The organism is Streptomyces sp. NPDC031049 (assembly GCF_055571015.1).
Genome location: NZ_JBVIGC010000003.1, coordinates 102,157 through 124,705, shown reverse-complemented (window position 1 = coordinate 124,705; position 22,549 = coordinate 102,157). Strand labels below are relative to the sequence as shown.

At 74.8% G+C, this 22,549-nt stretch carries 22 protein-coding genes and 1 pseudogene; 10 read left to right on the top strand and 13 right to left on the bottom strand.

Going from position 1 to position 22,549, the window contains the following annotated elements:
- The first annotated feature begins 42 nt into the window (after nt 1-42).
- Nucleotides 43-1,056 carry a small ribosomal subunit Rsm22 family protein gene (locus ACZ45Q_RS06145; RefSeq protein WP_468255641.1) on the top strand — a complete coding sequence of 338 codons (1,014 nt, stop codon included), beginning with the start codon at nt 43-45 and terminating at the stop codon, nt 1,054-1,056.
- 70 nt (nt 1,057-1,126) lie between these two features.
- On the opposite strand, the gene ACZ45Q_RS06140 is transcribed toward ACZ45Q_RS06145, so the two are convergent.
- A complete protein-coding gene (locus ACZ45Q_RS06140; RefSeq protein ID WP_468255638.1) occupies nt 1,127-1,354 on the bottom strand; it encodes a DUF6243 family protein in 228 nt (75 codons plus the stop codon).
- 117 nt (nt 1,355-1,471) lie between these two features.
- Between ACZ45Q_RS06140 and ACZ45Q_RS06135 the strand changes: the two genes are divergently transcribed.
- The gene (locus tag ACZ45Q_RS06135) at nt 1,472-2,083 is read left to right on the top strand and encodes a TetR/AcrR family transcriptional regulator (RefSeq protein ID WP_468255635.1); all 612 of its coding nucleotides are present in this window, start codon (nt 1,472-1,474) and stop codon (nt 2,081-2,083) included.
- 106 nt (nt 2,084-2,189) lie between these two features.
- Nucleotides 2,190-2,921 carry a bifunctional DNA primase/polymerase gene (locus tag ACZ45Q_RS06130; RefSeq protein WP_468255632.1) on the top strand — a complete coding sequence of 244 codons (732 nt, stop codon included), beginning with the start codon at nt 2,190-2,192 and terminating at the stop codon, nt 2,919-2,921.
- A 156-nt stretch (nt 2,922-3,077) separates the two neighbouring features.
- Here the strand turns inward: ACZ45Q_RS06130 and ACZ45Q_RS06125 are convergent, their stop codons facing one another.
- The 5 genes and pseudogenes from ACZ45Q_RS06125 to ACZ45Q_RS06105 form a co-directional block, all read right to left on the bottom strand.
- Nucleotides 3,078-4,079, bottom strand: a complete 1,002-nt coding sequence (locus ACZ45Q_RS06125) for an SCO2278 family lipoprotein (protein ID WP_468255629.1) — start codon at nt 4,077-4,079, stop codon at nt 3,078-3,080.
- A pseudogene (locus ACZ45Q_RS06120) lies at nt 4,042-4,177 on the bottom strand (iron transporter); the annotation flags it as partial. The pseudogene ACZ45Q_RS06120 and the gene ACZ45Q_RS06125, both read right to left, overlap by 38 nt.
- A 58-nt stretch (nt 4,178-4,235) precedes the next feature.
- Entirely contained in the window at nt 4,236-5,078 is an 843-nt protein-coding gene (locus ACZ45Q_RS06115) for a heme ABC transporter ATP-binding protein (RefSeq protein ID WP_468255626.1), read from the bottom strand.
- Entirely contained in the window at nt 5,075-6,187 is a 1,113-nt protein-coding gene (locus ACZ45Q_RS06110) for a FecCD family ABC transporter permease (RefSeq protein WP_468255622.1), read from the bottom strand. The genes ACZ45Q_RS06115 and ACZ45Q_RS06110 overlap by 4 nt, the downstream gene beginning before the upstream one ends.
- Nucleotides 6,184-7,212, bottom strand: a complete 1,029-nt coding sequence (locus ACZ45Q_RS06105) for a heme/hemin ABC transporter substrate-binding protein (RefSeq protein ID WP_468255619.1) — start codon at nt 7,210-7,212, stop codon at nt 6,184-6,186. The genes ACZ45Q_RS06110 and ACZ45Q_RS06105 overlap by 4 nt, the downstream gene beginning before the upstream one ends.
- Before the next feature lie 101 nt (nt 7,213-7,313).
- Between ACZ45Q_RS06105 and ACZ45Q_RS06100 the strand changes: the two genes are divergently transcribed.
- The 3 genes from ACZ45Q_RS06100 (at nt 7,314) to ACZ45Q_RS06090 (ending at nt 11,122) form a co-directional block, all read left to right on the top strand.
- Nucleotides 7,314-8,738, top strand: coding sequence for an HtaA domain-containing protein (locus ACZ45Q_RS06100; RefSeq protein ID WP_468255617.1), 1,425 nt, complete (start codon nt 7,314-7,316; stop codon nt 8,736-8,738).
- A gap of 103 nt (nt 8,739-8,841) precedes the next feature.
- A complete protein-coding gene (locus ACZ45Q_RS06095) occupies nt 8,842-10,371 on the top strand; it encodes an HtaA domain-containing protein (protein WP_468255614.1) in 1,530 nt (509 codons plus the stop codon).
- 64 nt (nt 10,372-10,435) lie between these two features.
- Nucleotides 10,436-11,122 carry a PhzF family phenazine biosynthesis protein gene (locus ACZ45Q_RS06090; protein ID WP_468255611.1) on the top strand — a complete coding sequence of 229 codons (687 nt, stop codon included), beginning with the start codon at nt 10,436-10,438 and terminating at the stop codon, nt 11,120-11,122.
- A 10-nt stretch (nt 11,123-11,132) separates the two neighbouring features.
- Here the strand turns inward: ACZ45Q_RS06090 and ACZ45Q_RS06085 are convergent, their stop codons facing one another.
- Nucleotides 11,133-11,780 (bottom strand): biliverdin-producing heme oxygenase, encoded by a 648-nt coding sequence (locus tag ACZ45Q_RS06085; protein ID WP_468255608.1) that lies wholly within the window; start codon nt 11,778-11,780, stop codon nt 11,133-11,135.
- 131 nt (nt 11,781-11,911) lie between these two features.
- Nucleotides 11,912-12,769, bottom strand: coding sequence for a type I methionyl aminopeptidase (gene map / locus ACZ45Q_RS06080; protein ID WP_468255606.1), 858 nt, complete (start codon nt 12,767-12,769; stop codon nt 11,912-11,914).
- A 59-nt stretch (nt 12,770-12,828) separates the two neighbouring features.
- Between map and ACZ45Q_RS06075 the strand changes: the two genes are divergently transcribed.
- Nucleotides 12,829-13,056: a hypothetical protein gene (locus ACZ45Q_RS06075; RefSeq protein WP_468255603.1), complete on the top strand. Its 228-nt coding sequence runs from the start codon at nt 12,829-12,831 to the stop codon at nt 13,054-13,056.
- Between the two features lie 124 nt (nt 13,057-13,180).
- On the opposite strand, the gene ACZ45Q_RS06070 is transcribed toward ACZ45Q_RS06075, so the two are convergent.
- Nucleotides 13,181-13,780, bottom strand: a complete 600-nt coding sequence (locus tag ACZ45Q_RS06070) for a hypothetical protein (protein WP_468255600.1) — start codon at nt 13,778-13,780, stop codon at nt 13,181-13,183.
- A gap of 108 nt (nt 13,781-13,888) precedes the next feature.
- On the opposite strand from ACZ45Q_RS06070, the gene npdG reads away from it, so the two are divergent.
- Nucleotides 13,889-14,605 (top strand): NADPH-dependent F420 reductase, encoded by a 717-nt coding sequence (npdG, locus tag ACZ45Q_RS06065; RefSeq protein ID WP_468255597.1) that lies wholly within the window; start codon nt 13,889-13,891, stop codon nt 14,603-14,605.
- Between the two features lie 62 nt (nt 14,606-14,667).
- Nucleotides 14,668-14,895, top strand: a complete 228-nt coding sequence (locus tag ACZ45Q_RS06060; protein ID WP_468255594.1) for a hypothetical protein — start codon at nt 14,668-14,670, stop codon at nt 14,893-14,895.
- On the opposite strand, the gene ACZ45Q_RS06055 is transcribed toward ACZ45Q_RS06060, so the two are convergent.
- Nucleotides 14,885-15,682: a site-2 protease family protein gene (locus tag ACZ45Q_RS06055; RefSeq protein WP_468255591.1), complete on the bottom strand. Its 798-nt coding sequence runs from the start codon at nt 15,680-15,682 to the stop codon at nt 14,885-14,887. The genes ACZ45Q_RS06060 and ACZ45Q_RS06055 overlap by 11 nt on opposite strands.
- 378 nt (nt 15,683-16,060) lie before the next feature.
- Between ACZ45Q_RS06055 and ACZ45Q_RS06050 the strand changes: the two genes are divergently transcribed.
- A complete protein-coding gene (locus ACZ45Q_RS06050; RefSeq protein WP_468255588.1) occupies nt 16,061-19,555 on the top strand; it encodes an AfsR/SARP family transcriptional regulator in 3,495 nt (1,164 codons plus the stop codon).
- A 26-nt stretch (nt 19,556-19,581) separates the two neighbouring features.
- Here ACZ45Q_RS06050 and ACZ45Q_RS06045 read toward each other — a convergent pair whose 3' ends face one another.
- From ACZ45Q_RS06045 to panB, 3 genes are all read right to left on the bottom strand, one after another.
- Complete coding sequence (locus ACZ45Q_RS06045; RefSeq protein ID WP_468255585.1) at nt 19,582-20,388, bottom strand: ABC transporter permease; 807 nt, start codon at nt 20,386-20,388, stop codon at nt 19,582-19,584.
- Entirely contained in the window at nt 20,385-21,410 is a 1,026-nt protein-coding gene (locus tag ACZ45Q_RS06040) for an ATP-binding cassette domain-containing protein (RefSeq protein ID WP_468255582.1), read from the bottom strand. The genes ACZ45Q_RS06045 and ACZ45Q_RS06040 overlap by 4 nt, the downstream gene beginning before the upstream one ends.
- A 144-nt stretch (nt 21,411-21,554) precedes the next feature.
- The gene (gene panB / locus ACZ45Q_RS06035; protein ID WP_468255579.1) at nt 21,555-22,439 is read right to left on the bottom strand and encodes a 3-methyl-2-oxobutanoate hydroxymethyltransferase; all 885 of its coding nucleotides are present in this window, start codon (nt 22,437-22,439) and stop codon (nt 21,555-21,557) included.
- Nucleotides 22,440-22,549 lie beyond the last annotated feature (110 nt).

Sequence of the window (22,549 nt, the reverse complement as noted above, 5' to 3'; positions counted from 1 at the left end):
GCCCGCCCCGGCCGGGCGGGCACCCCCCCGTAGAATCGCCGGGTGAACGCCCCCACCGCCCCCGCCGACACCCTGCGCTCCGCTCTGGCCGGGCTGCTCGACGGGTTGCCGCCCCGGCAGGCCGCGCAGGCCGTGGAGCGGCTGATCGCCCACTACCGCGGGGCGACCCCGACCGACGCCCCGATCCTGCGGGACCGCGCCGACGTGGCCGCCTACGCCGCGTACCGGATGCCCGCGACCTTCGAGGCGGTGCGGTCGGCCCTGGCGGCGTTCGCCGCGGCCGTCCCCGGCTGGGTGCCCGGCGACCACGTAGACGTCGGCGGCGGCACCGGCGCGGCCACCTGGGCGGTCGCCGACACCTGGGCCGGCGCGCGGCCCGTGACCGTCCTCGACTGGGCCGAGCCCGCGCTCGCGCTCGGCCGGGAGATCGCCGCCGCCGAACCGGCCCTCGCCGGCGTCCGCTGGCAGCGCGCCCGGATCGGCGCGTCGCTCGGCCTCGACGGCACCGACCTCGTGACGGTCTCGTACGTCCTCAACGAGCTGACCGCCGCCGACCGTGCCGCGCTCGTGGACGCCGCCGCCTCCGCCGCCCGGGCCGTCGTGATCGTCGAGGCGGGCACCCCGGCCGGCCACGAGCGCGTCATCGAGGCCCGCGACCGCCTCGTCGCGGCCGGGTTCCGGGTCGCCGCGCCCTGCCCGCACAGCGCCGCCTGTCCCATCGTCCCCGGCACGGACTGGTGCCACTTCTCGGCGCGGGTCAGCCGCTCCTCGCTGCACCGGCGGGTCAAGGGCGGTTCCCTCGCGTACGAGGACGAGAAGTTCAGCTACGTCGCCGCCGTGCGCGACCCCGACGTGACCGCGGCACCGGCCGCCTCCCGGGTCGTCCGGCGGCCGCAGATCCGCAAGGGCCAGGTCCTGCTCGACCTGTGCGAGAGCGAGCCGGGCCTGAGCCGGACCACGGTCACCAAACGCCACGGCGACCTGTACAAGGCGGCCCGCGACACCGACTGGGGCGACGCCTGGCCGCCCGCCGACGACCAGCCGGACCACGCGTAGCCGATCACACCCGGCCGCGGGCCGCGGGGGCCGGCGGCTCCCGCCGGGCACCGGCTCTCAAGGGCCGGCCTCACCCTTCCCGCGCCTCCTGTTCCTGCCGCGCCCCCTGCTCCTCCCGCTCGCCCTGCTGCCGCTGCTGCTTCTGCTGCATCCTGCGGGCCAGTTCCCGCTTCTGGGCCCGGGCGTCCGGGCCCCCGCCGAACCGGCCGCTCGGGTCGGCGCCGCGCAGCGCCTTGCGGCCGAGGTTCCGGCGCGGGCCGCCGACGCCCAGCATGTTTCCTGCTCCGCCTCGGGTCATGGGGGTCCCTTCCGTCGTCCGCGGCCGGCCCCGGCCGCACCTCGGTACGAGACGGTTCGTCTCGTGAAAGCAACTGTCTGCGAGACGGTCCGTCTTGTCAACTGATAAATTCGGGCCATGTCCGATCAGAAGCCCGCCCGGAAGCGCCGTAGCGAGAGGTCCCGCCGGGCCATCTACGACGCCGCCCTCTCCCTCGTCGCCGAGGTCGGTTACCCGAGGACCACCATCGAGGGCATCGCCGCCCGCGCCGGGGTCGGCAAGCAGACCATCTACCGCTGGTGGACCTCCAAGGCCGACGTCCTGCTGGAGGCCTTCCTCGACCTCGGTGAGCAGGCCGCGCAGGAGGCGGGGGAGATGTCCTACGCCATCCCGGACACCGGAGACCTCGCCGCCGACCTCAAACTCGTGCTGCGGGCCACCGTGGACGAACTGCGCGACCCGAAGTTCGAGGGGCCCAGCCGGGCCCTGGCCGCCGAAGGCGTCGTCAACGAGGAAGTGGGTCGCGTCTTCGTCGCCAAGCTGCTGGAACCCTCGCTCCAGCTCTACGTCGACCGGCTGCGCGCCGCGCAGCGGGCCGGGGACATCCGTCCCGACGTCGATCCGCGGATCGCGCTGGAGCTGTTCGTCTCCCCGCTCGCCCAGCGCTGGCTCCAGCGCACCGCGCCGTTCTCCTACGAGTACACCGACACCCTCGTCGACTACGCGCTGTACGGACTCGTTCCCCGCTGACCCCGTCCGCGCTGAGCTGGGAAGTTTGTCCGTCCCCGACCCCGACGCACGGATTGGTGCGACGATAGGGCATGCTGGAGCGCACGACGGCGAGGCGAGGGGATAGATGAGCGCGGAGTTCGGTGGCCGGAGCGGCCGGCAGGGCAAAATCTCCCAGTGGCTGCGCGGACGCCGGCCGAAGGAGGCCGCCGGAGACGGCGGCCGGGAGGCTCTGCTGCTCGCCGCCGCCGGGGCCGGGCTGCCGCTGGCGCCCGCCGCGCACCCCTCCGGCTACCGGTGCTCCTGCGACCGCATCGGCTGCCCCACCCCGGCCCGGCACCCGGTGTCGTTCGCCTGGCAGACGCAGTCCACCACCGACCGCGCGCAGATCGAGCGCTGGGCCCGGCACCAGCCGGAGGCCAACTTCATCACCGCGACCGGCATGGTGCACGACGTCCTCGACGTCCCCCTGGAGGCCGGCCGCGAGGCCCTGCGGCGGCTGCTGGACACCGGGATCGAGGTCGGGCCGGTCGCCGAGAGCGACGACGGCCGCATGCTGTTCTTCACCCTCACCCGGGGCACGCCCGAGGACGAGGACGAGTGGTGGCCGTGCGAGCTGGACTGCCACCCGGAGACGATGGACGAGCACCCGGGCCTGCGCTGGCACTGCCGCGGGTCCTACGTCCTCGTACCGCCCGCCCGGCTGCCCGGGGACCAGGCGGTGCAGTGGGTGCGCGGACCGGAGCACCCGCTCCCGGAGCCGCTGACCCTGCTGGAGGCGTTGACCGACGCGTGCGCCCGGTACGCCGCCGGCGCGGACGCCGACCACGCGGGCGCGGGCTGGCCCCTGCGGCACTGACCGCCACCGCCACCGACACCGCCCCCGGCGGCCCCGCCCGCCCCTGCGGACGCCGCACCCGCCCCGGACCCGCCCGAGTGCGGGCCTGACCCCAGCCCCGTACCAGCCCTGCGGCTCGATCCAGCCCCGTCTGCGAGCCGCCCGCGACCCGTCGCGCTACGAACCCTGCGCCGACGTCAGGCCCTGTACGCGGCCCAGGACCTTCACCCCGCCGTCCGCCGAACCCTTGGCCGGGTCCAGGGCGACGCCGTTGGAGACGAACTCCATCGTCAGGGACTGCTTGATCTCGCCCTCCGTCAGGGCCAGGACGCTCTGGTTGGGCGTGGGCACCGAGGTGCCCGGCGCCGCGGTCTGCTTCTCGTAGTGGCGCGTGGTGAAGAACACCAGCGCCCCGCCGTCCTTCGTGCGCAGCGCCAGCGGCGCGTAGTCGCCGTTGGTCAGCGGCTCGTCGATGTACTGCCGGGCCAGTCCGGGCCGGCTCTCCTGCTTCTTGCGCAGCTCCCGCCAGCCGCTGGTGTGGGTGCCGGCCGCGAAGGCGTCGCCGCCGTCCTTCAGGTAGTCGGCGTACTCCTCGCTCAGCTCGCCCGGGGAGACGGCGAGTTCGGCGGAGTCTGCGGGGACGGTCTCGGCCCAGCCGTCCTTGTCCGTGGGGAACTCCGGCACGGAACCGGGGGCGACCAGCGTCAGATAGGCGACCTGCCAGGTCTCGTCCAGGCCGTGCCGGGTGAACACCAGCAGCCAGCGCGCGTCGCCGCCCTTGTTGCCGCGGGCGTCGGCGAGGAACCAGCGCGGCCAGCCCGCCTTCTTGGGGATCGTGTACTTCACGTCCGTCAGCTTCAGCGGCGTGTGCTGCGGGTTGCCGTCCGGGTGGTTGGTCTGGCCGGCCTCCAGCCGCGCCGAGTCGATGTCGGCGAGGGCGCCCGTGGTGTACTCGGCGTCCAGGGCGGGATCGTAGGCCTTGTCGGCCTTGTTGTACGCGGTCGTGAACTGCTCCAGCGCCTTCGCGGCCTCGGCGCGGGTGGCCGCGGGCAGCACCTCCCGCTCGCCGTGCACCACCACGCAACCGCTCGCCGTCACCGACAGAGCGGTCACCGCCGCCGCCAGCAGCGCCCCCCGGGCCGGCCTGCGAAGCCTCTGAGTGCCGCGATCCCTGCTCATCAGGTTTCCTTCACCTTCCCCTTCCCGGAGGCGAACCCTACCGGGACCGGGTGACACGCGGACGCCCGGATGGGGGACAGCCGCCACACCGTGACCTGGCGGCCGCACCGGGGCCTCGACCACACCGGCCCATCGGCCGCACAGGCCGGCGCCGCGTCAGCCGTCCCGGCGCGGTGTGACCAGGACGGCCCCGGTGCGCGGGTGCCGGAACACCTCGACCGGCTGCTCGTACACCTCCGTCAGCAGCGCCTCGGAGAACACCTCCCGCGGCGGGCCGTCGGCGGCGATCCGGCCCCCGCGCAGCACCGCCACCCGGTCCGCGTACGCCGCCGCGAGGCCCAGGTCGTGCAGGACGACGACCATCGCGTCCCCGGCCCGCGCCCGCTCCCGGCACACGCCCAGCACCAGTTCCTGGTGCCGCAGGTCCAGCGCGGCGGTCGGCTCGTCGAGCAGCAGCAGCGCGGCACGCTGGGCCAGCACCCGGGCGAGCGCCACCCGGGCCCGCTCCCCGCCGCTGAGCGACGAGAAGGGCCGCCCGGCGAAGCCGGTCACCTCCGTGCGCGCCATCGCCTCGGCCACCGCCACGTCGTCCGCGTCCTCGGCCGGCGTCCCGGCCCACGGGGCGCGGCCCATCCGGACCACCTCCTCCACCGGGAACGGGAAGGACAGCGACGCCGACTGGGGCAGCACCGCGCGCCGCAGGGCGAGTTCGGGCGCGGACCAGCCGGCCGCCGGGCGCCCGTGGACGCGGACCACCCCGGCGTCGGGCGGGACGTCGGCGGCCAGCGCCCCCAACAGGGTCGACTTCCCGGCGCCGTTGGGACCGACCAGCGCCAGCACCTCGCCGGCCCGCACGGTGACGTCCACGCCGTCCAGGACCGGCCGGCCGCCGAGCCGGACGCCCAGCGACTCGGCCTCGGCGAGCACCTCGCCGGGCGCGGGCGGCAGCGGCGGCGCCGGACGGGACGGCACGAGACCGCGCAGGCCCAGGCCTCTCATGCCCAACCTCCTTGCCTGCGCCGGGTGCGGCGCAGCAGCCAGAAGAAGAACGGACTGCCCAGCAGTGCCGTGAGCACCCCGAGCGGCAGCTCGGCCGGCTCGGCGACGGTACGGGCCGTCAGGTCGGCGGCGAGCAGCACCAGCGCGCCGAGCAGCGCACTGCCCGGGATCAGGAACCGGTGCCCGGGCCCCGCCGCCATCCGCAGCAGGTGCGGAACGACCAGGCCGACGAAGCCGATGACCCCGGCCACGCTCACCGCCGCCGCCGTCAGCAGCGCGATGACCAGCACCAGCACGATCCGCAGCCGCTCCACGTCCACGCCCAGGTGCCGGGCGGGCCGTTCGCCGAGCGCCAGCAGGTCCAGCCGGCGCGCGTACAGCGGGGCCAAGGCCAGCCCGGCCGCCGCGCACGGCAGCACGGCCAGCACCTTCGACCAGGTCGCCTGAGCGAGCGAGCCCAGCTGCCAGAAGGTGATCTGATTGACGGCGGCGGTGTCCGCGAAGAACAGGAACAGGCCGATCAGGGCGCCCGCGAAGGCGTTCACCGCGATGCCCGTGAGGATCAGCGTCACCACCTCCGTACGCCCCCCGGAGCGGGACATGACGTACACCAGCAGCACCGTGGCGAGCCCGGCGGCGAAGGCGAAGACCGGCACCGTCCAGGTGCCGAGGAAGGTCAGGCCGAAGGCGATGGCCGCGACCGCGCCGACCGCCGCGCCGGAGGAGACGCCGATGACGCCGGGCTCCGCCAGCGGATTGCCGAACACCCCCTGCATCAGCGCGCCCGCGCAGCCCAGCGACGCGCCGACCAGCAGGGCCAGCACGATGCGCGGGAACCGCACGTTCCACAGCACCGACTCGGCGACCCGGTCCAGTGCGGTGCCGCCGAGCCCGGCGCGGTGCAGCAGCGAGCCGAGCACGTCGCCGACCGCGATCGGATAGGCGCCGAGGCCCGCGGCGACGGGCACCAGGACCAGCAGGGCGAGCAGCAGGCCGGCGGTCAGCAGCCGGGCGGTGGAGCGGCGGCCCCGGGACGGCCGGGGCGCGGCGGGCGCGGTGACGACCGGCCGGTCTCCCGCCGCTCCGGCCGGCTTGTCCAGGACGGTCACGACCGGTCACCGCCGTCGCCGTGGAGCTGCGCCACGACCGAGGCCAGCACCTGGTCGGTGCGCGGGCCGTAGTTGAGCAGCACGCCGTCCTCGACCGAGACGATCCGCCGGTCCATCCCGGCCGGCGTCTGGGCGACGCCGGGGAGCTTCACCAGGCCGTCCACACCGCCGACGGACGACAACCCCTTGCTCATCACGAGGATCGCGTCGGGCGCGGCCTCGGCCAGCGCCTCGCTGGTGAGCGCGGTGAAGTCCTTCTCCAGGCCCGAGTCGGCGCCCGCGTCGACGCCGCCCGCCGCCTCGATCAGCGAGGTGGCTCCCGAGCCCTTGCCGCCGATCATGTACACCGACGCCGAGCCGCGCAGGTACAGGAAGGCGACCCGCGGCCGGTCCTCCCGCCGGGGAACGTCCTCGCGCACGGCGGCGATCCGCTGCTGCGAGCGCCGCGTCAGCTCCTTGCCGGCCGCCGGTACGCCGAGCGCGTCGGCGACCGCCCGGATGCGCGGGCCGACATCGTCCAGTCCCCGGGCCGGGTCGACGACCAGGACCGGGACCCCGGCGGCGCGGATCTGCGCGACCGCCTCCTCCGGCCCGGTGGTGGTCTCGGCGACGACGAGGTCGGGCCGGAGCGAGAGCACGCTCTCCGCGGAGACGTCGTGGCCGCGGGTGACGACGGGGAGCCTCGCGGCCTGTTCGAAGGTGGCGGTGACGTCGCGGGCGACGACGCGGGCGCCGAGCCCGAGCGTGAAGACGATCTCGCTGAGGCTGCCGGACAGCGGGATCAGGCGGTCCGCCCGGCCCACCGTCACCCGCGCGCCGTCGGCGGAGCGGACGGTCACCGGCAGGGCGGGCTCGGGTCGGTTGGCGAGGGGTTCGACCCGGTCGGCGGTGCCCGCGGTGCCCGTGGAGGCCGTCGGGGGCCCGGGCGCCGCGGCCTCGGGGGAGCCCGAGCATCCCGTCGCGGTCAGGGTGAGGGCGAGCACGGACAGGAGTGCTCCCGTCAGTCGGGTGCCAAAGCGTCGCACGGTTCCGTCCGTCCCTTCCGTCCACTCCCGATACCGGCAGCATGCAGCTTAGGTTAGCCTTACCTTCGTTCGCTACCGGCTCGTGTTCCGGAGGTCTTCGCATGCCCGCCCGACTGCGCACCCTGGTCGCCGTGTTGTGCGCGGCCGTCGCGGGGGCCCTGCTCCCGGCCGCCGCCGCGCACGCCGAGAACCGGACGGTGCGGGGCGGACGGCTGGACTGGGGCATCAAGTCCTCGTTCCAGAGCTATGTCACCGGGCCCGTGGCGAAGGGGAGTTACTCCCTGACCGGCGGCGCCGCCACGGTCGGCGGGAGCGCCTTCCGCTTCCACTCGGCGTCCGGCACCTACGACGGCGGCACGGGCGCCTTCCGCGCCGCCTTCTCCGGCGGGGTCCGCTTCGTCGGCCACCGCCGCGAAGGCGGCGCCGCACAGCTCGACCTCACCATCAGCCGTCCCACGGTGAGCATCTCCGGCGGCAAGGGGACGCTCTTCGTGGACGTCGTGAGCAGGGCGAAGGGCACCGGGGCGGTCACGACGTCCCGTCAGGTGCCCTTCGCCGCGCTCTCCCTCAGGGGGATCGACATGCGCGGTGGCGGCACCTCCGTCACCCTGAACGGCGTCCCCGCCACCCTCACCGCCCGGGGCGCCGAGTCCTTCGCCGGTTACTACACGGCCGGGACCGCGCTCGACCCGGTGAGCCTGTCGGCGGACGTCCGGCGGGCGGCACCGTCCGCGCGGCCGTCGAGCACCCCGGGCGCCTCCTCCGCCTCCCCGAAGCCCGGCCGCACCGCCGACGGCGCCCTCGCCGACGGCGCCGTCGACTGGGGCGTGCGCCGCACCTTCCGGGAGTACGTCACCGGGGACATCGCCGACGGCAGGTGGACCCTGTCCGACGGCGCCCGGGACGGCGGTGCCCTCTTCCGCTTCCCCGGCGGCGAAGGCACGTACGAGGACGGGGACCTGACGGCCGCGTTCGACGGCGCGGTCCGCTTCACCGGCGCGCACGGCCTCGACCTGACGCTCGGCGCCGTACGGGTCACCGTCGAGGACGGCCGGGGCACCCTCTACGCGGACGTCGACAGCCCGGACCACCAGGGGAAGCGCGTGCCCCTGGTCACCTTCGCCGCGCAGGACCTGGCGGCCGACGACGGGCTGGTGGAGGTCACCGAGGCGCCCGCGAAGCTCACCGCGCGCGGCGCGCGGGCCTTCGGCGGGATGTACCAGGCCGGCACCGAGATGGACCCGGTGTCCCTGGCCGTCGCCCTCACCGGCGACGCGAAGCTGCCCGCCCTGCCCGACCTGGGCGACGCGCCCACGGCGAGCACGGCCGCGGAACCGAAGGCCGCCGGATCCGCCGGCGCCGCCGAGCCCGCCGCGCGTGCCTCCGCCGAGGACGACACCGGCTTCCCCGCCCTGCCCGTCGGCATCGCGGCCGGCGCCCTGCTGCTGGTGGCCGCGGCCCTCACGGCCGTGGCCGTCCGCAGGCGCGGCCCGCGCACCGCCACCGCAGCACCCGAAGAGAGCTGAACCGGCCCCCGAGGAGAGCTGACCCCGTCCCTCCGATGGGAGCTGAACCAGCCCCCGTTCCCGGCCTCACGGCACGGACCACCCACCAAGGAGACACCCGGCCATGCCCGTCAGACGACGCCGCTCCACCACCCTCACCGCCGCCGTGGCCACGGCCGCCGCCCTCGGCGCCACCGCCCTCGCCACGCTCGGCGCGACCACCGCCTCGGCGGCCGAGACACCCCTGAAGGACTACGAGTTGACGTGGGGCATCAAGGAGAGCTACCGCTCCTACGTCACCGGCATGGCGAAGGGCACCTTCACCCCGGCCGACGGCGCCGTCCAGGCCGAGGGCAACGGCGCCTTCACCTTCGTGGACGGAACGGGCGGCTACGACCCCACCGGGCACACGGTGGAGCTCGCCTTCCGGGGCAGCCTGGCGATCGAGTCCGCGGCCCACCGCTTCGCGCTCACCCTGTCGGACGTCAGGTTCGACAGCGAGGACGCGGAGATCACCGCCGACGTGACGAGGGACGGCGCCACCACCCAGGACGTCCCGCTGGCCACGGTGACCGTCACCCGCCGGATGACGGACATGGCGACCACCCTCACGGCCGAGGCGGCGGACGTCCTCGGCAGCCCGGGCTACGAGGGCGCGGCGGGCGACCCGCTGACGGTCGCCCCGAAGCCGGCCCCGGCCCCGACCGGGGAACCCACGAAGCAGCCCACCCCGACGGGCAAGCCGGCCCCCACGCACACCCCGACGGCCACGCAGTCCCGGCCCTCCTCCCAGAAGCCGGACCCCGGCCCGGAGCCGACGACGGGCGCCACCACCGGCAAGTCCCCGGCCCCGACCGGCAGCCCGGCGCCCTCCATATCCGCCGGCCAGGCCCCCGCGAAGGGCGAGATCGCCGACGGCACGCTCGGCTGGGGCGTGAAGGACTCCTTCCGCAACTATGTGGTCGGCGGCGTCGCCAAGGGCAGCATCACCACGTCGGGCGGGGCGACCCAGGCCGCGGGCAACGGCACTTTCACGTTCACCGACGCGACCGGCAGGTACGACACGGACGCCGGCACCCTGTCCGCCTCCTTCGGGGGCGCCGTGCACTTCGAGGGACACCGGCAGGGCGACGGTCACGGCCTCGACCTGACCCTGGAGAACCTCCGTGCCTCCCTCGACGGCGGCTCCGGAACGCTCACTGCCGACGTCACCAGCCTGGGCGAGAGATCCGAGGGCGTGGTCCTGGCGGACCTGAAGGCCAGGTCCACCGCCCTGACCGCGAAGAACGACGTCATCACCGTCGACGGCGTCACCGCCACCCTCACCGAGGCCGGTGCCGAGGCCTTCGGCGACTTCTACGCCGCCGGCACCGCCCTCGACCCGGTCACCCTGTCGGTGGCCCTGACCGACGGCGCGAACCTGCCCGGCGGCCCGGGCGGCACCGGCGGCTCCAGCGGCACCTCGGGCTCCTCGGGCGGCACCGGGCCCGTCGGCGGCACCGGCACCACGACCGGCGGCACCGGCGGCACGGGCACCGCCACGGGCGCCGTGACCGGCGGCAGCCTGGCCGCCACGGGCGCAGGCGTCCCGGCGGGCGCCCTGGGCGCGGGCGTGGTCCTCGCGGTGCGCAGGCGGCGCACGTCCGGACGGTAGGCGAACGGCAGGGGTGGGGGAGACGGCCGTCCGTCTCCCCCACCCCGTTTGCTTGAATGCCCCCGTGACCGACTACGACGTCCTGCGCGTCTTCTGCGGGCCGAACGGCGGCTACGGCGACGAACTGGGGGTCGTCCGCGACGGCTCGGTGCTGCCCGGCCCGGACGACCGGCAGGCGCTCGCCGCCAAACTCGGCTTCGGCGAGACCGTGTTCGTGGACGACCCCGAGCGCGGTGCCGTCGACATCTACACGCCCTCCGCGCGGCTGCCCTTCGCCGGCCACGCCTGCGTCGGCACCGCGTGGCTGCTCGACGTGCCCGAACTCATCACCCCGGCCGGGGTGGTGGGGGCCCGCCTGGACGGCGAGTTCAGCTGGATCGAGGCGCGGGTGGAGTGGGTGCCGCCGTGCACGCTGCGCCGGTACGCCACCGCCGCCGAGGTCGACGCCGTGGCCGTGCCGCCGCCGGGCGAGCGAAGCGGGACGGGGGTCCCCCCGGTCGGAGTCCGGGGGAGGGTCTGCGCCTGGGCCTGGCAGGACGAGGCGGCGGGCCGGGTGCGCGCCCGCGCCTTCCCCGGCCGCGGTGACGGGATCGAGGAGGAGGAGGAGGCGACGGGCGCGGCGGCGCTGCTGCTGACCGACCGCCTCGGCCGGGCCCTCAACATCACACAGGGCGCGGGCTCGCAGATCCTGACCGCGCCGCAGCCGGGCGGCTGGGTGGAGATCGGCGGACGGGTCGTCCTGGAGCGCTGAGCGCCGGGCCTCACGCGCTCAGCGGGAATTCCTCGCCCAGGGCGCGGAAGACGGCCGTGTTCAGCGCGAACGCCCTCTTGCACTCGGCGACCACGCGCTGCTTCTCCAGGTCGTCCGCGCGGATGCCGTCCAGCAGCGCGCGGTACTCCCGCTTGAACGCCGCCGGGTTCCCGATCCCCTCGAAGACGTAGAAGCGGACGCCGTCGCCCTTCTTCTCGAAGCCCCAGGTGCGCTCGGCCTTGTCGCGGATGATCTGCCCGCCGGACAGGTCGCCGAGGTAGCGCGTGTAGTGGTGGGCGACATAGCCGCCGGGCCAGCGCTCGGCGCACTCCCGCACCCGGTCCGCGTACGCCCGCGTCGCCGGCAGCGCGGACAGGGACGCCCGCCAGCCGGCGCCGCGCAGGTGCTCCAGGTCCCGCTCCAGCGCGGCCAGCCGCATCAGCTCCGGCCGGACGAAGGGGCCGGCCACCGGGTCCGCCGCCAGCCGGTCGGCGCCGCTCTCCAGCGCCTCGTAGACGAACCACAGCTGCTCGGTGTACCGCGCGTACGCGTCGACGCCGAGCCGCCCGCTCAGCAGGTCGCTCATGAAGGTCGAGGTCTCGGCCTCCACGTGCTGCTGGTGGGAGGCGGTGCGGATGAGCGTCGAGAAGGAGTCCATGTGACCGATCTTCTATGGTTAGGCTTACCTAAGTCAATAGGTTTGCCGACGGCCTGTCGGTAAGACAGTACCCATCCGCGCACGAAAAAGACCCGCCCTCCGAAGAGAGCGGGTCCGGGTGCGCCGACGGGCTACGGAAGGGTCAGGATCTCCGCCCCGGTGTCCGTCACGACCAGCGTGTGCTCGAACTGCGCCGTCCGCTTGCGGTCCTTCGTCACGACCGTCCAGCCGTCGTCCCACATGTCGTACTCGTGGGTGCCCAGCGTCAGCATCGGCTCGATCGTGAACGTCATCCCGGGCTGCATCACGGTCGTCGCGTGCGGGCTGTCGTAGTGCGGGATGATCAGCCCGGAGTGGAACGCGCTGTTGATGCCGTGGCCGGTGAAGTCCCGCACCACGCCGTAGCCGAAGCGCTTGGCGTAGGACTCGATGACCCGGCCGATGACGTTGATCTGCCGGCCCGGCCGGACGGCCTTGATGGCGCGGTTCAGCGCCTCGCGGGTGCGCTCGACCAGCAGCCGGCTCTCCTCGTCCACCTCGCCGACCAGGTAGGTGGCGTTGTTGTCGCCGTGCACGCCGCCGATGTACGCCGTCACGTCCAGGTTGACGATGTCGCCGTCGCGCAGCACCGTCGAGTCCGGGATGCCGTGGCAGATCACCTCGTTGATCGAGGTGCACAGGGACTTCGGGAAACCGCGGTAGCCCAGGGTGGAGGGGTAGGCCCCGTGGTCGCACATGTAGGCGTGTGCCACCCGGTCCAGTTCGTCCGTCGTCACGCCCGGCGCGATGAGCTTCGCGGCCTCGGCCATCGCCTGCGCCGCGATCCGCCCGGCCACCCGCATCGCCTCGATCGTCTCGGGCGTCTGCACCTCCGGACCGGTGTACGGCGCCGGAGCGGGCTTGCCGACGTACTCGGGCCGGCGGATGTTTCCGGGTACGGAACGGGTGGGAGACAGCTCCCCTGGGACGAGCAGCGACTGGCCAGACATGCCAGCGAGTCTAACCAGCGGGCGTACGAGACCATGTTCCCTGGTGAAAGGAGCCGGTCATGGCCCTGTTCAAGAAGCGCACGGTCGGAAAGCCGGGCGAGTGGTACTACTGCCTGGAGCACCGGAAGGTCGAGGAGGGCCCGGACTGCCCGGGCAAGGACCGCTTCGGGCCCTATGCCTCCCGCACGGAGGCGGAGAACGCGATGCAGACCGCCCGCGAGCGCAACCTCCAGTGGGAGAACGACCCCAAGTGGCACGACGCGCCGGCGTCACGGCCGGAGGACTGACGGCCCGGGGGCGGGGGGCGCCCGGTCGGCGGGCGTTCCGGCCGGCGGCCGCGGCCGGTCCGTGGCCGCTCGCGCGGCTCCCCGCGCCCCTGACAGGCACGTGCGGCGGACGTGCCGCGCGCGGCTACCACCTCGGTGGCGGCGGTGCCGTCAGATGGTCCGCCAGCCGGGACAGCCGGTCCCGCAGCCGCCCCCGCCCCCGCGGCAGCGGCGGGTTCTCCCCGGCCGCCGCGCTCACCAGGTGCTGCACGGTGTCCAGATCCAGCTCCGCGCCCTCCGGCACCGCGAGCGCCTCGTGCGCCATGGACGTCAGCTCCCGCTCGCCCGTGCCCAGCGTCAGCACCGTCGCCCCGGCCCGCCGGACGTCGTGCACCCGCTCCAGCAGCTCGGCCCCCGGCTCGTCCGGCGCCACCACCAGCAGCGTCTCCCCGCGCCGGGCCGCCGCCAGCCGCCCCGGGCCCACGGCCAGGTGCGCCGGGTCCGACGGGCGGGCGCCGTGCCGCACCAGCGTCGGGGCCAGCTCCGGCGTCCCCGACCAGGCGGCCTCGTCCACCAGGTGCGCCGCCAGATGCCACGGCTCGTACGCCTCCGTGCCCACCAGCAGCAGCCCGCCCCCGTGCGACACCACCGACCCGCGCAGCGCCCCCGCGAACCTCCGGGTGGCCCCCAGCCACTCGGTCCCGGCGAGCACTTCCCGAAGCAGCGCGACCCGTACGGCGTCCATGGGCCGCATCCTGCCGCAACCACCCCGCGCAAAACCGGCGTTCGCCGGGAAACCGCCCGACCCGGGGACGGGCGTGGCCGACCCGGCGACGCACGTAGAGTCGGGGCCATGACCTCTACCGACAGTGCCGCACAGGGCGCTCAGAAAGCCCCCGCCAAGGACCCCTGGGACCTGCCCGACGTCTCCGGGCTCGTGGTCGGCGTGCTCGGCGGGACGGGACCGCAGGGCAAGGGCCTGGCCTACCGGTTCGCCAAGGCCGGCCAGAAGGTGATCATCGGTTCCCGGGCCGCCGAACGCGCGCGGGCCGCCGCCGCAGAACTCGGCCACGGCATCGAGGGCGCCGACAACGCCGAGACCGCCCGCCGCAGCGACGTCGTGATCGTCGCCGTGCCCTGGGAGGGACACGGCAAGACCCTCGAGTCGCTGCGCGAGGAGCTGGCCGGCAAGCTCGTCGTCGACTGCGTCAACCCCCTCGGCTTCGACAAGAAGGGCGCCTACGCGCTCAAGCCCGAGGAGGGCAGCGCCGCCGAGCAGGCCGCGGCCCTGCTGCCGGACAGCCGGGTCACCGCCGCCTTCCACCACCTGTCGGCCGTCCTGCTCCAGGACCCGGAGATCGACGAGATCGACACCGACGTGATGGTGCTCGGCGAGGCCCGCGCCGACGTCGAGACCGTCCAGGCGCTCGCCGGCCGCATCCCCGGCATGCGCGGCGTCTTCGCCGGACGGCTGCGCAACGCCCACCAGGTCGAGTCCCTGGTCGCCAACCTGATCTCCGTCAACCGCCGCTACAAGGCACACGCCGGGCTCCGCGTCACGGACGTGTGAGGCGATGGGGGACACTGGGGGTGCAGCAGTACCCGCAGTGTCCCCCGACAGGAGCCCGTCCCATGCCCGCCCAGTCCCCAGCCGGCCCGGCCCGGCGCCTCGCCGTCTACGCCCTGGCCGTCTGCGTCCTCGCCGTGGCCGCCGCCGTCGTCTCCTTCGTGCGGGGCAGCGTGCCGATGGGCGTGGTCTGGGTGCTGATGGCCGGCGTGTCGTCCAACATGTGCTGGTACTACGTCAAGCGCGGCAAGACCGAGGCCGAGGCCGGCCGGTCCCCCTCCGTCACGGGCTGACCGAGCACAGCTCGTCCGTCTGCCAGAAGCGGTACAGCTCGAAACCGCAGTAGGTGTCGAGCTCCGCGATCCCGAGGCCGCGCAGCAGGGCGTCGACCGCGTCGAAGAACACGCCGTTGACCGCCGGGATCCACAGCAGCGCGAACACGATCAGCAGCCCGAACGGCGCCAGCGGCTCCACCTGCCGCCGCACGTGGTACGACAGCCACGGCTCGATCACCCCGTAGCCGTCCAGACCCGGCACCGGCAGGAAGTTCAGGATCGCCGCGGTGACCTGGAGGAGGGCGAGGAAGGCGAGCGCCAGCCGGAAGCCGCGCGGCACGCCGTCCAGCGCGTCCAGCCAGAACGGCGCCGTGCACACGACGGCGAACAGGACGTTGGTCAGCGGGCCCGCCGCCGAGATCAGGCTGTGCCGCCAGCGGCCCCGGATGCGCCCGCGCTCGATGAACACGGCGCCGCCCGGGAGCCCGATCCCGCCCATGATCACGAAGAGGACGGGGAGCACGATGCTCAGCAGGGCGTGCGTGTACTTCACCGGGTTCAGGGTGAGATAGCCCTTCGCGCCGACCGAGATGTCGCCGCTGTGCAGGGCGGTGCGCGCGTGCGCGTACTCGTGCAGGCAGAGCGAGACGACCCACGCCGCGGTCACGAACAGGAACACGGCCACGCCCGGCTGCTCGGCGAACCCCGTCCAGGTCGCCCAGCCCGTGACCGCGGTGACGGCCGCGATCCCCAGGAAGACGGGACTGATCCGCCGGTCGCCGGGGCGGACGGAGGCGGTGGTCATGGGGGCTCCCTCGAATTCGTGGGCGGACGCTGGACCCGTGGGGGACTGCCCGACGGTACCGGGCGCGGGAAAAACGTCTCGCGGTGGGCCGGGGGTTCCGGAGAGGGTGGGGGGTGGTGACCGTCGCATCAGGGGGCGCCGGGACCGCTCGTCGGGCGACTGCTGCCCGTCGCGGCTCCGTCGTGCCCGTCCGCGGCTCAGTCGTGTCCGTCCACGGCTCCGTCGTGCCCGCCCGAGGGGCCCTCGTGCCGCTCGCGCCCGCGTGGGGGAGCCACGGACCGGCACGGCCCCCGGGCGTCGCCGGCACCGCGGGGCTCTCACGCGCCGCCCGCCCCGCCGGCCGAACTCCGTGACCGGCTCCGAGAAACACCAGGGACAATGGACTCCGTGCGCTACCGCATCCTCGGCACCACCCAGGCGCTCCGCCCCGACGGCACCCTCGTCCCGGTCGGCGGGGCGCGGCTGCGTGCGCTGCTGACCGTGCTCGCCCTGCGGGCCGGCCGGACCGTACCGGCGGGTCTGCTGGTGGAGGAGGTGTGGGCCGGGGACCCGCCCGCCGACGCGCCGGGGGCGTTGCAGGCGCTGGTCGGGCGGCTGCGGCGGGCGCTCGGCGCGGACGCGGTCGCCTCCGCCGACGGCGGTTACCGGCTCGCCGCCGCCTCGGACGACATCGACCTGCACCGCTTCGACCGGCTGGCCGGCGAGGGCGCCCGCGCCCTGGCCGACGGCGACCCCGACAAGGCCGCCGTCGTCCTCGACGACGCCCTCGCCCTGTGGCACGGACCGGCCCTCGCCGACCTGCCCGACCGCAGCGCCGAGGCGGCCCGCTGGGAGGCCCGGCACCTCGACGCCCTGCGCGCCCGCCACACCGCTGCCCTGGAACTCGGCCACGCCGAGCGGTCGCTGCCCGAGCTGATCGCCCTGTGCGACACCCACCCCCTGGACGAGCCGCTCCAGGCGCTGCGCCTGCGCGCGCTGCGGGACACCGGCCGCACCGCCGAGGCCCTCGCCGCCTACGAGGACGTACGCCGGCTGCTCGCCGGCCGGCTCGGCTCGGACCCCGGGCCGGAACTGCGCTCCCTGCACGCCCGGCTGCTCGACCCGGACCCCCTCCCCGCGCCGGCCCGGCCCGGCGCCCTGGAGACGCCGGTCACCGGGGGCACGCCGGGCGTGCCCGGCCCTTCCGCGACCCCCGGCCCTTCCGCGACCCCCGGCCCACCAGTGGCCCCCGGCCCACCCGTGGCCTCTGCCCCGCCCCTTGCCCCCGGCCCACCGGACGCCGGAACGCCCCTCGCCCAGGGCGCCCCCGACACGTCGGGTGTCCCCGCCCCGGCGGGCCGGACCGCCGCCCGGCCGCCCCGGGGGAACCTGCGGGCCCGGCTCACCTCCTTCGTCGGCCGGGACGCCGACCTCGACGTCCTCCGCGCGGACCTGCACACCGCCCGCCTCGTCACCCTGCTGGGACCCGGCGGCGCCGGCAAGACCCGGCTGTCGCAGGAGGCCGCCGAGGCCGCCGGCGATCCGGCACGCGACGGGGTGTGGCTGGCCGAGCTGGCCCCGGTGGACGACCCCGACGCCGTACCGGAGGCCGTACTGACCGCGGTGGGCGCCCGCGAGACCGTGCTGTACGGCGCGGGGGCCGAGGAGATGCGGGCCGTCACCGACCGGCAGGGCACCGCCCTCGAACGCCTCGTCGAGCACTGCGGCCGGCGCCGCATGCTGATCGTCCTGGACAACTGCGAGCACGTGGTGGAGGCCGCCGCCCGCCTCGCCGAGGACCTGCTCGCCCGCTGCCCCCACGTCACCGTCCTCGCCACCAGCCGCGAGCCCCTCGGCGTCCCCGGGGAGCTGCTGCGGCCGGTGGAGCCGCTGCCCGAACCGGCGGCCCTGCGGCTGCTCGCCGACCGCGGCGCCGCCGCCCGCCCCGGCTTCCGGGTGGACGACGACCCCGAGGCGTGCGCCGAGATCTGCCGGCGCCTCGACGGCCTGCCGCTCGCCATCGAGCTGGCCGCGGCCCGGCTGCGGATGCTCACACCCCGCCAGATCGCCGACCGGCTCGACGACCGCTTCCGCCTGCTCACCTCCGGCAGCCGCACCGTCCTGCCCCGTCAGCAGACGCTCCGCGCGGTGGTCGACTGGTCCTGGGACCTGCTCGACGCCGGGGAACGCGAGGTGCTGGGCCGGCTGTCGGTGTTCGCGGGCGGCTGCGACCTGGCCGCCGCCGAGGCGGTGTGCGGGCCGGCCGCGCTGGAGGCGCTCGGCTCGCTCGTGGACAAGTCGCTCGTCGTCGCCGCCCCGTCGGGTGACGGACGGATGCGCTACCGGCTGCTGGAGACCGTCGCCGAGTACGCGGCCGAGCGCCTGGACGAGGCCGGCGGGCGCCACGAGAGCGAGCGGGCGCACCTGACGTACTACCGGGAACTCGCCCGCACCACCGACCCGTTGCTGCGCGGGCCGGACCAGCTCGCGGCCGTCGAGCGGCTGGAGCGGGAGTACGACAACCTGCGCACCGCCCTGCGGCACGCCGTCGCCGAGCGCGACGAGCAGGAGGCGCTCTGCCTGGTGCTGTCGCTGGTCTGGTACTGGCAGATGCGCGATCTGCGCATCGAGGCCCGCACCTGGTGCAGCGAGGTCATGGCCCTCGGGCCGGACCCGTTCACCGAGCCGGTGCGGCCCGCCGTCCCGGTGTGGGAGCGGTGCACGGCCGCCCCGCCCCCGATGACCGGCGAGGTGCTCGCCGAGGCCCGGCGCGGGGTGCACCTGGCCCACCTGGCGTGCATGGACACCGAACTGGACGCCTGGCAGACCCCGGCCGCGCAGGCCAAACTCCGGACCATCGCCGCCACCTACGAGCCGGGCATGCCGCAGACCTGCCGCAGCCCGGGCATGCTGTGGTTCTACGCCGTGATGCTCACCGGCGACATGGACCGGCTGCGCCAGATCGCCGACGCCACCGTGCGCACCTGCCGCGCGACCCCGGGGTACGAGTGGGAACTGGCCGGAACCCTCCAGCTGCGCGCCAACCTCCTCGCCAACCGCAGCGACTGGGCGGGCGACGCGGCCCGCGACGCCGACGAGTCGCTGGAGATCTACCGGCGCCTCGGCGACGACTGGGGCACCGCCGAGGCGCTGTCCGCGCGTGCCGAGGCCCAGGAGCGCAGCGGCGCCCATCTGCTCGCCGCCGCCGACTACGCCGCCGCCGCGGAGCACGCCGAACGCCTCGGCGCCCGCGCCCAGGTGGCGGTGCTCGGCGCCCGCCTGGGCAGCGCGCTGGTGGACTCCGGCGACCCGGACGAGGCCGAGCGCGGCGAGCGGATCCTGCGGGAGGTGATCGAGGACCAGGCCGGGACGGCGTACAACGGCGCGCTGCCGGCCGCCCGGCTCTTCCTCGCCGGGCGGCTCGGCATGACCGGCCGGGTGGCCGAGGCGCGCGAGCAGCTGCGCCTGCTGCGCGAGGAGTTCACCATCGCGCACTTCGTCGTCTTCGACGCCTTCATCCTCGCCTCGGAGGCCTGGGTGGACACCCTGGACGGCCTGCACGAGGAGTCCCTGACCAAGATCCGTCAGGCGCTGGAACGGGCCGAGGACCCGCTGTCCACCGCCATCGCCCCGCACATGACGTCCGCGTACCTGACCATCGCCGCGATGGCGCTGGCCCGGGTGGACGGCGGGCGCCGGGCCCCGGACGCCGCCCGGTGCCTCGGCGCCGCCGTCACGATGATGCCGGGCAGCCACGTCACGACGGCCATGGAACGGGACTGCCGGGACAGGGCCGCCGCACGGATCCGGGAAGCCCTCGGCGCCGCCGCCTACGAGGCCGCGTACGCCGAGGGCGGCGGGCTCTCCGGGCAGGAGGCCGCCGCCCTGGTCTGACCCGGCCGCCGCCCGGTGCGAGGCCGTCAGCTCTTCGTCCGGAACTTGTGGATCGCGATCGGCGCCATCACCGCCGTCAGCGCCACCGACCAGCCGACCGTCAGCCACAGGTCCTCCGCCACCGGGCCGCCCGTCATCAGGCCGCGCGCCGCGTCGGCGAGGTTGGACAGCGGGTTGTACTGCGTGAACGCCTCCAGCCAGCCCGGCATGGACTCGGTCGGCGCGAAGATCGACGAGCCGAACTGGAGCGGCATCAGCACCAGGAAGCCCATCGCCTGCACGGACTGGGCGTTCTTCATCACCACACCCAGGGAGAGGAAGATCCACATCAGCGCCGAGCCGAACAGCACCGACAGCCCGACGGAGGCGAACAGCCCCGGCCAGTTCGTGATGTCGAAGCCGACCAGGACGCCGACGACCAGCAGGACCGCGGTGGCGAACAGCATGCGCAGCAGCTCGACGGCGATCTTGGCGAAGAGCACCGAGCCGCGCCCGATCGGCAGCGACCGGAAGCGGTCCATCACCCCGGAGTTGAAGTCCTGGTTGAAGCCGGTGCCCACCCCCTGGGCCATGTTCATGCCCATCATGGCCATCAGACCGGGGACGACGTACTGCACGTACGCCTCCTGGCCGCCGCCGAGCGCCTGCCCGATGGAGCCGCCGAAGACGTACACGAACAGCAGCGTGAAGACGATCGGGAACAGCAGGGCGTCGAACATCGACTCCGGGTCCTGCCGGATCCACAGCAGGTTCCGGCGGACCAGGGCGCCGGTGTGCCGCGCATGGGCGCGCAGCGGGATCCGGGTGTCGGGGGCAGCGGTCGCGCCGCTCATACGGCGACCTCCTCGCGGGTGTCGGCGGGCGCGGGGGCCTGCGGGGCACTGGCGCGGTGGCCGGTGAGGGACAGGAACACCTCGTCCAGGCTGGGCAGTTCGGTGGAGATGGAGCCGACCGTGATGCCGTGCGCGGTGACCGCGCCGACCACGGCGGTCAGCTGCTCGTCGCTGAGGATCGGCACCAGCACACAGCCGCGCTCGGCGTCCACGGTGGAGGACGCGAGTCCGGTGATGCCGAGGGAGTCCAGGTGGGCGGCGAGCGGGCGCAGCCGCAGCGGGTCGGCCGGGCGGATGCGCAGGGTGCGCCCGCCGACCTTCGCCTTCAGCTCCTCGATGCCGCCGCCCGCGATGACCTTGCCGCGGTCCACGACCGTCAGCTCGGAGGCGAGCTGCTCGGCCTCCTCCATGTACTGCGTGGTCAGCAGGACGGTGACACCGTCCCCGACCATGCGCTTGACCTCGTCCCACACCTCGTTGCGGGTGCGCGGGTCCAGACCGGTGGTGGGCTCGTCGAGGAAGAGCACGACCGGGCGGCCGGTCATCGAGGCCGCCAGGTCCAGCCGGCGCCGCATGCCGCCGGAGTAGGTGGCGGCGGGCCGCTTGGCGGCCTCGGTCAGCGAGAACCGCTCCAGCATCTCGTCGGCCCGGGCGCGTGCGTCCTTGCGGGACAGGTCGAGCAGCCGCCCGATCAGGTAGAGGTTCTCCCAGCCGGAGAGCTTCTCGTCCACCGAGGCGTACTGGCCGGTCAGCCCGATCACGCGGCGCAGCTGCCGGGGCTGGCGGAGCACGTCGTACCCGGCGACGGTGGCCCGGCCGGCGGTCGGGGCCAGCAGGGTGGACAGGATGCGTACGAGTGTGGTCTTGCCGGCGCCGTTGGGCCCGAGGACACCCATCACGGTGCCCTCGCGCACGTCCAGGTCGACACCGTCCAGCGCCCTGGTCCCGCCGTAGTGCTTGACCAGCCCCCGTACGGTGACCGCGCAGCCCGCGGTCGTGGGGTGGTTGTCGATTCGCGTCATGCCGACGACGGTGTCAGCGCCCGCCGACAGAACGCCGACAGATCACCGACGCCACCGACGGACCGCCGACAGCCGCCCGGACCCGGACGTGCGGCAGCCCGCCGACGGGGGAAGATCGGCGGGCTGCCGTGGTGCCGCGATGGCTCAGTGGACGGAGTGCTCCTCCTGCGGGAACGTTCCGCCGACGACGTCCTCGGCGAACGCCTTCGCCGCGTCGCCCATGACCGTGCGCAGGTCGGCGTACTGCTTGACGAACTTCGGCATCCGCCCGCCGGTCAGCCCCAGCATGTCGGTCCACACCAGCACCTGGGCGTCCGTCTCGGGGCCCGCGCCGATGCCGACCGTCGGGATGTGCAGCGTCCGGGTCACCTCGGCGGCCAGCTCCGCCGGCACCAGCTCCAGCACCACCGCGAAGGCGCCGGCGTCCTGCACGGCCTTGGCGTCGCGCAGCAGCTGCTGGGCGGCCTCCTCACCGCGGCCCTGGACGCGGTAGCCCATGGCGTTGACGGACTGCGGGGTCAGGCCGATGTGGGCCATCACCGGGATGCCGGACTCCACCAGCAGCTCGATCTGCCGGTGCGAGCGCTCGCCGCCCTCCAGCTTCACCGCGCCCACGCCCGCCTCCTTGACCAGCCGGGTCGCCGAGCGCAGCGCCTGCACCGGGCCCTCCTGGTAGGAGCCGAAGGGCAGGTCGCCGACGATGAGGGCGCGGCTGGTGCCGCGCACCACCGCCGCCGACAGCATCGTCATCTCGTCGAGGGTGACGGGCACGGTGGTGTCGTACCCGAGGTGGCAGTTGCCGGCCGAGTCGCCGACCAGCATCACCGGGATGCCGGCCTCGTCGAAGACGGAGGCGGTCATCGCGTCGTACGCCGTGAGCATGGGCCACTTCTCGCCCCGCTCCTTGGCGGCGGTGATGTCACGGACGGTGATCCGGCGGGTGCTCTTGCCCCCGTACAGCGCCTTGCTGCCGTCGGAGGGGCCGCGCTGCCCCGTCGGCGCGGTCTGGGCAGCCGAAAGCTGCGTCATCACAACGCTCCTTCATGTCATCTCGAGGCGCCCTGACGGCGTCCCCGGACTTCCCACCATGGTGGCACCTCGTGCCGGTGAGGGCCAGAGCACCCCGGCGAGGGCCGCCC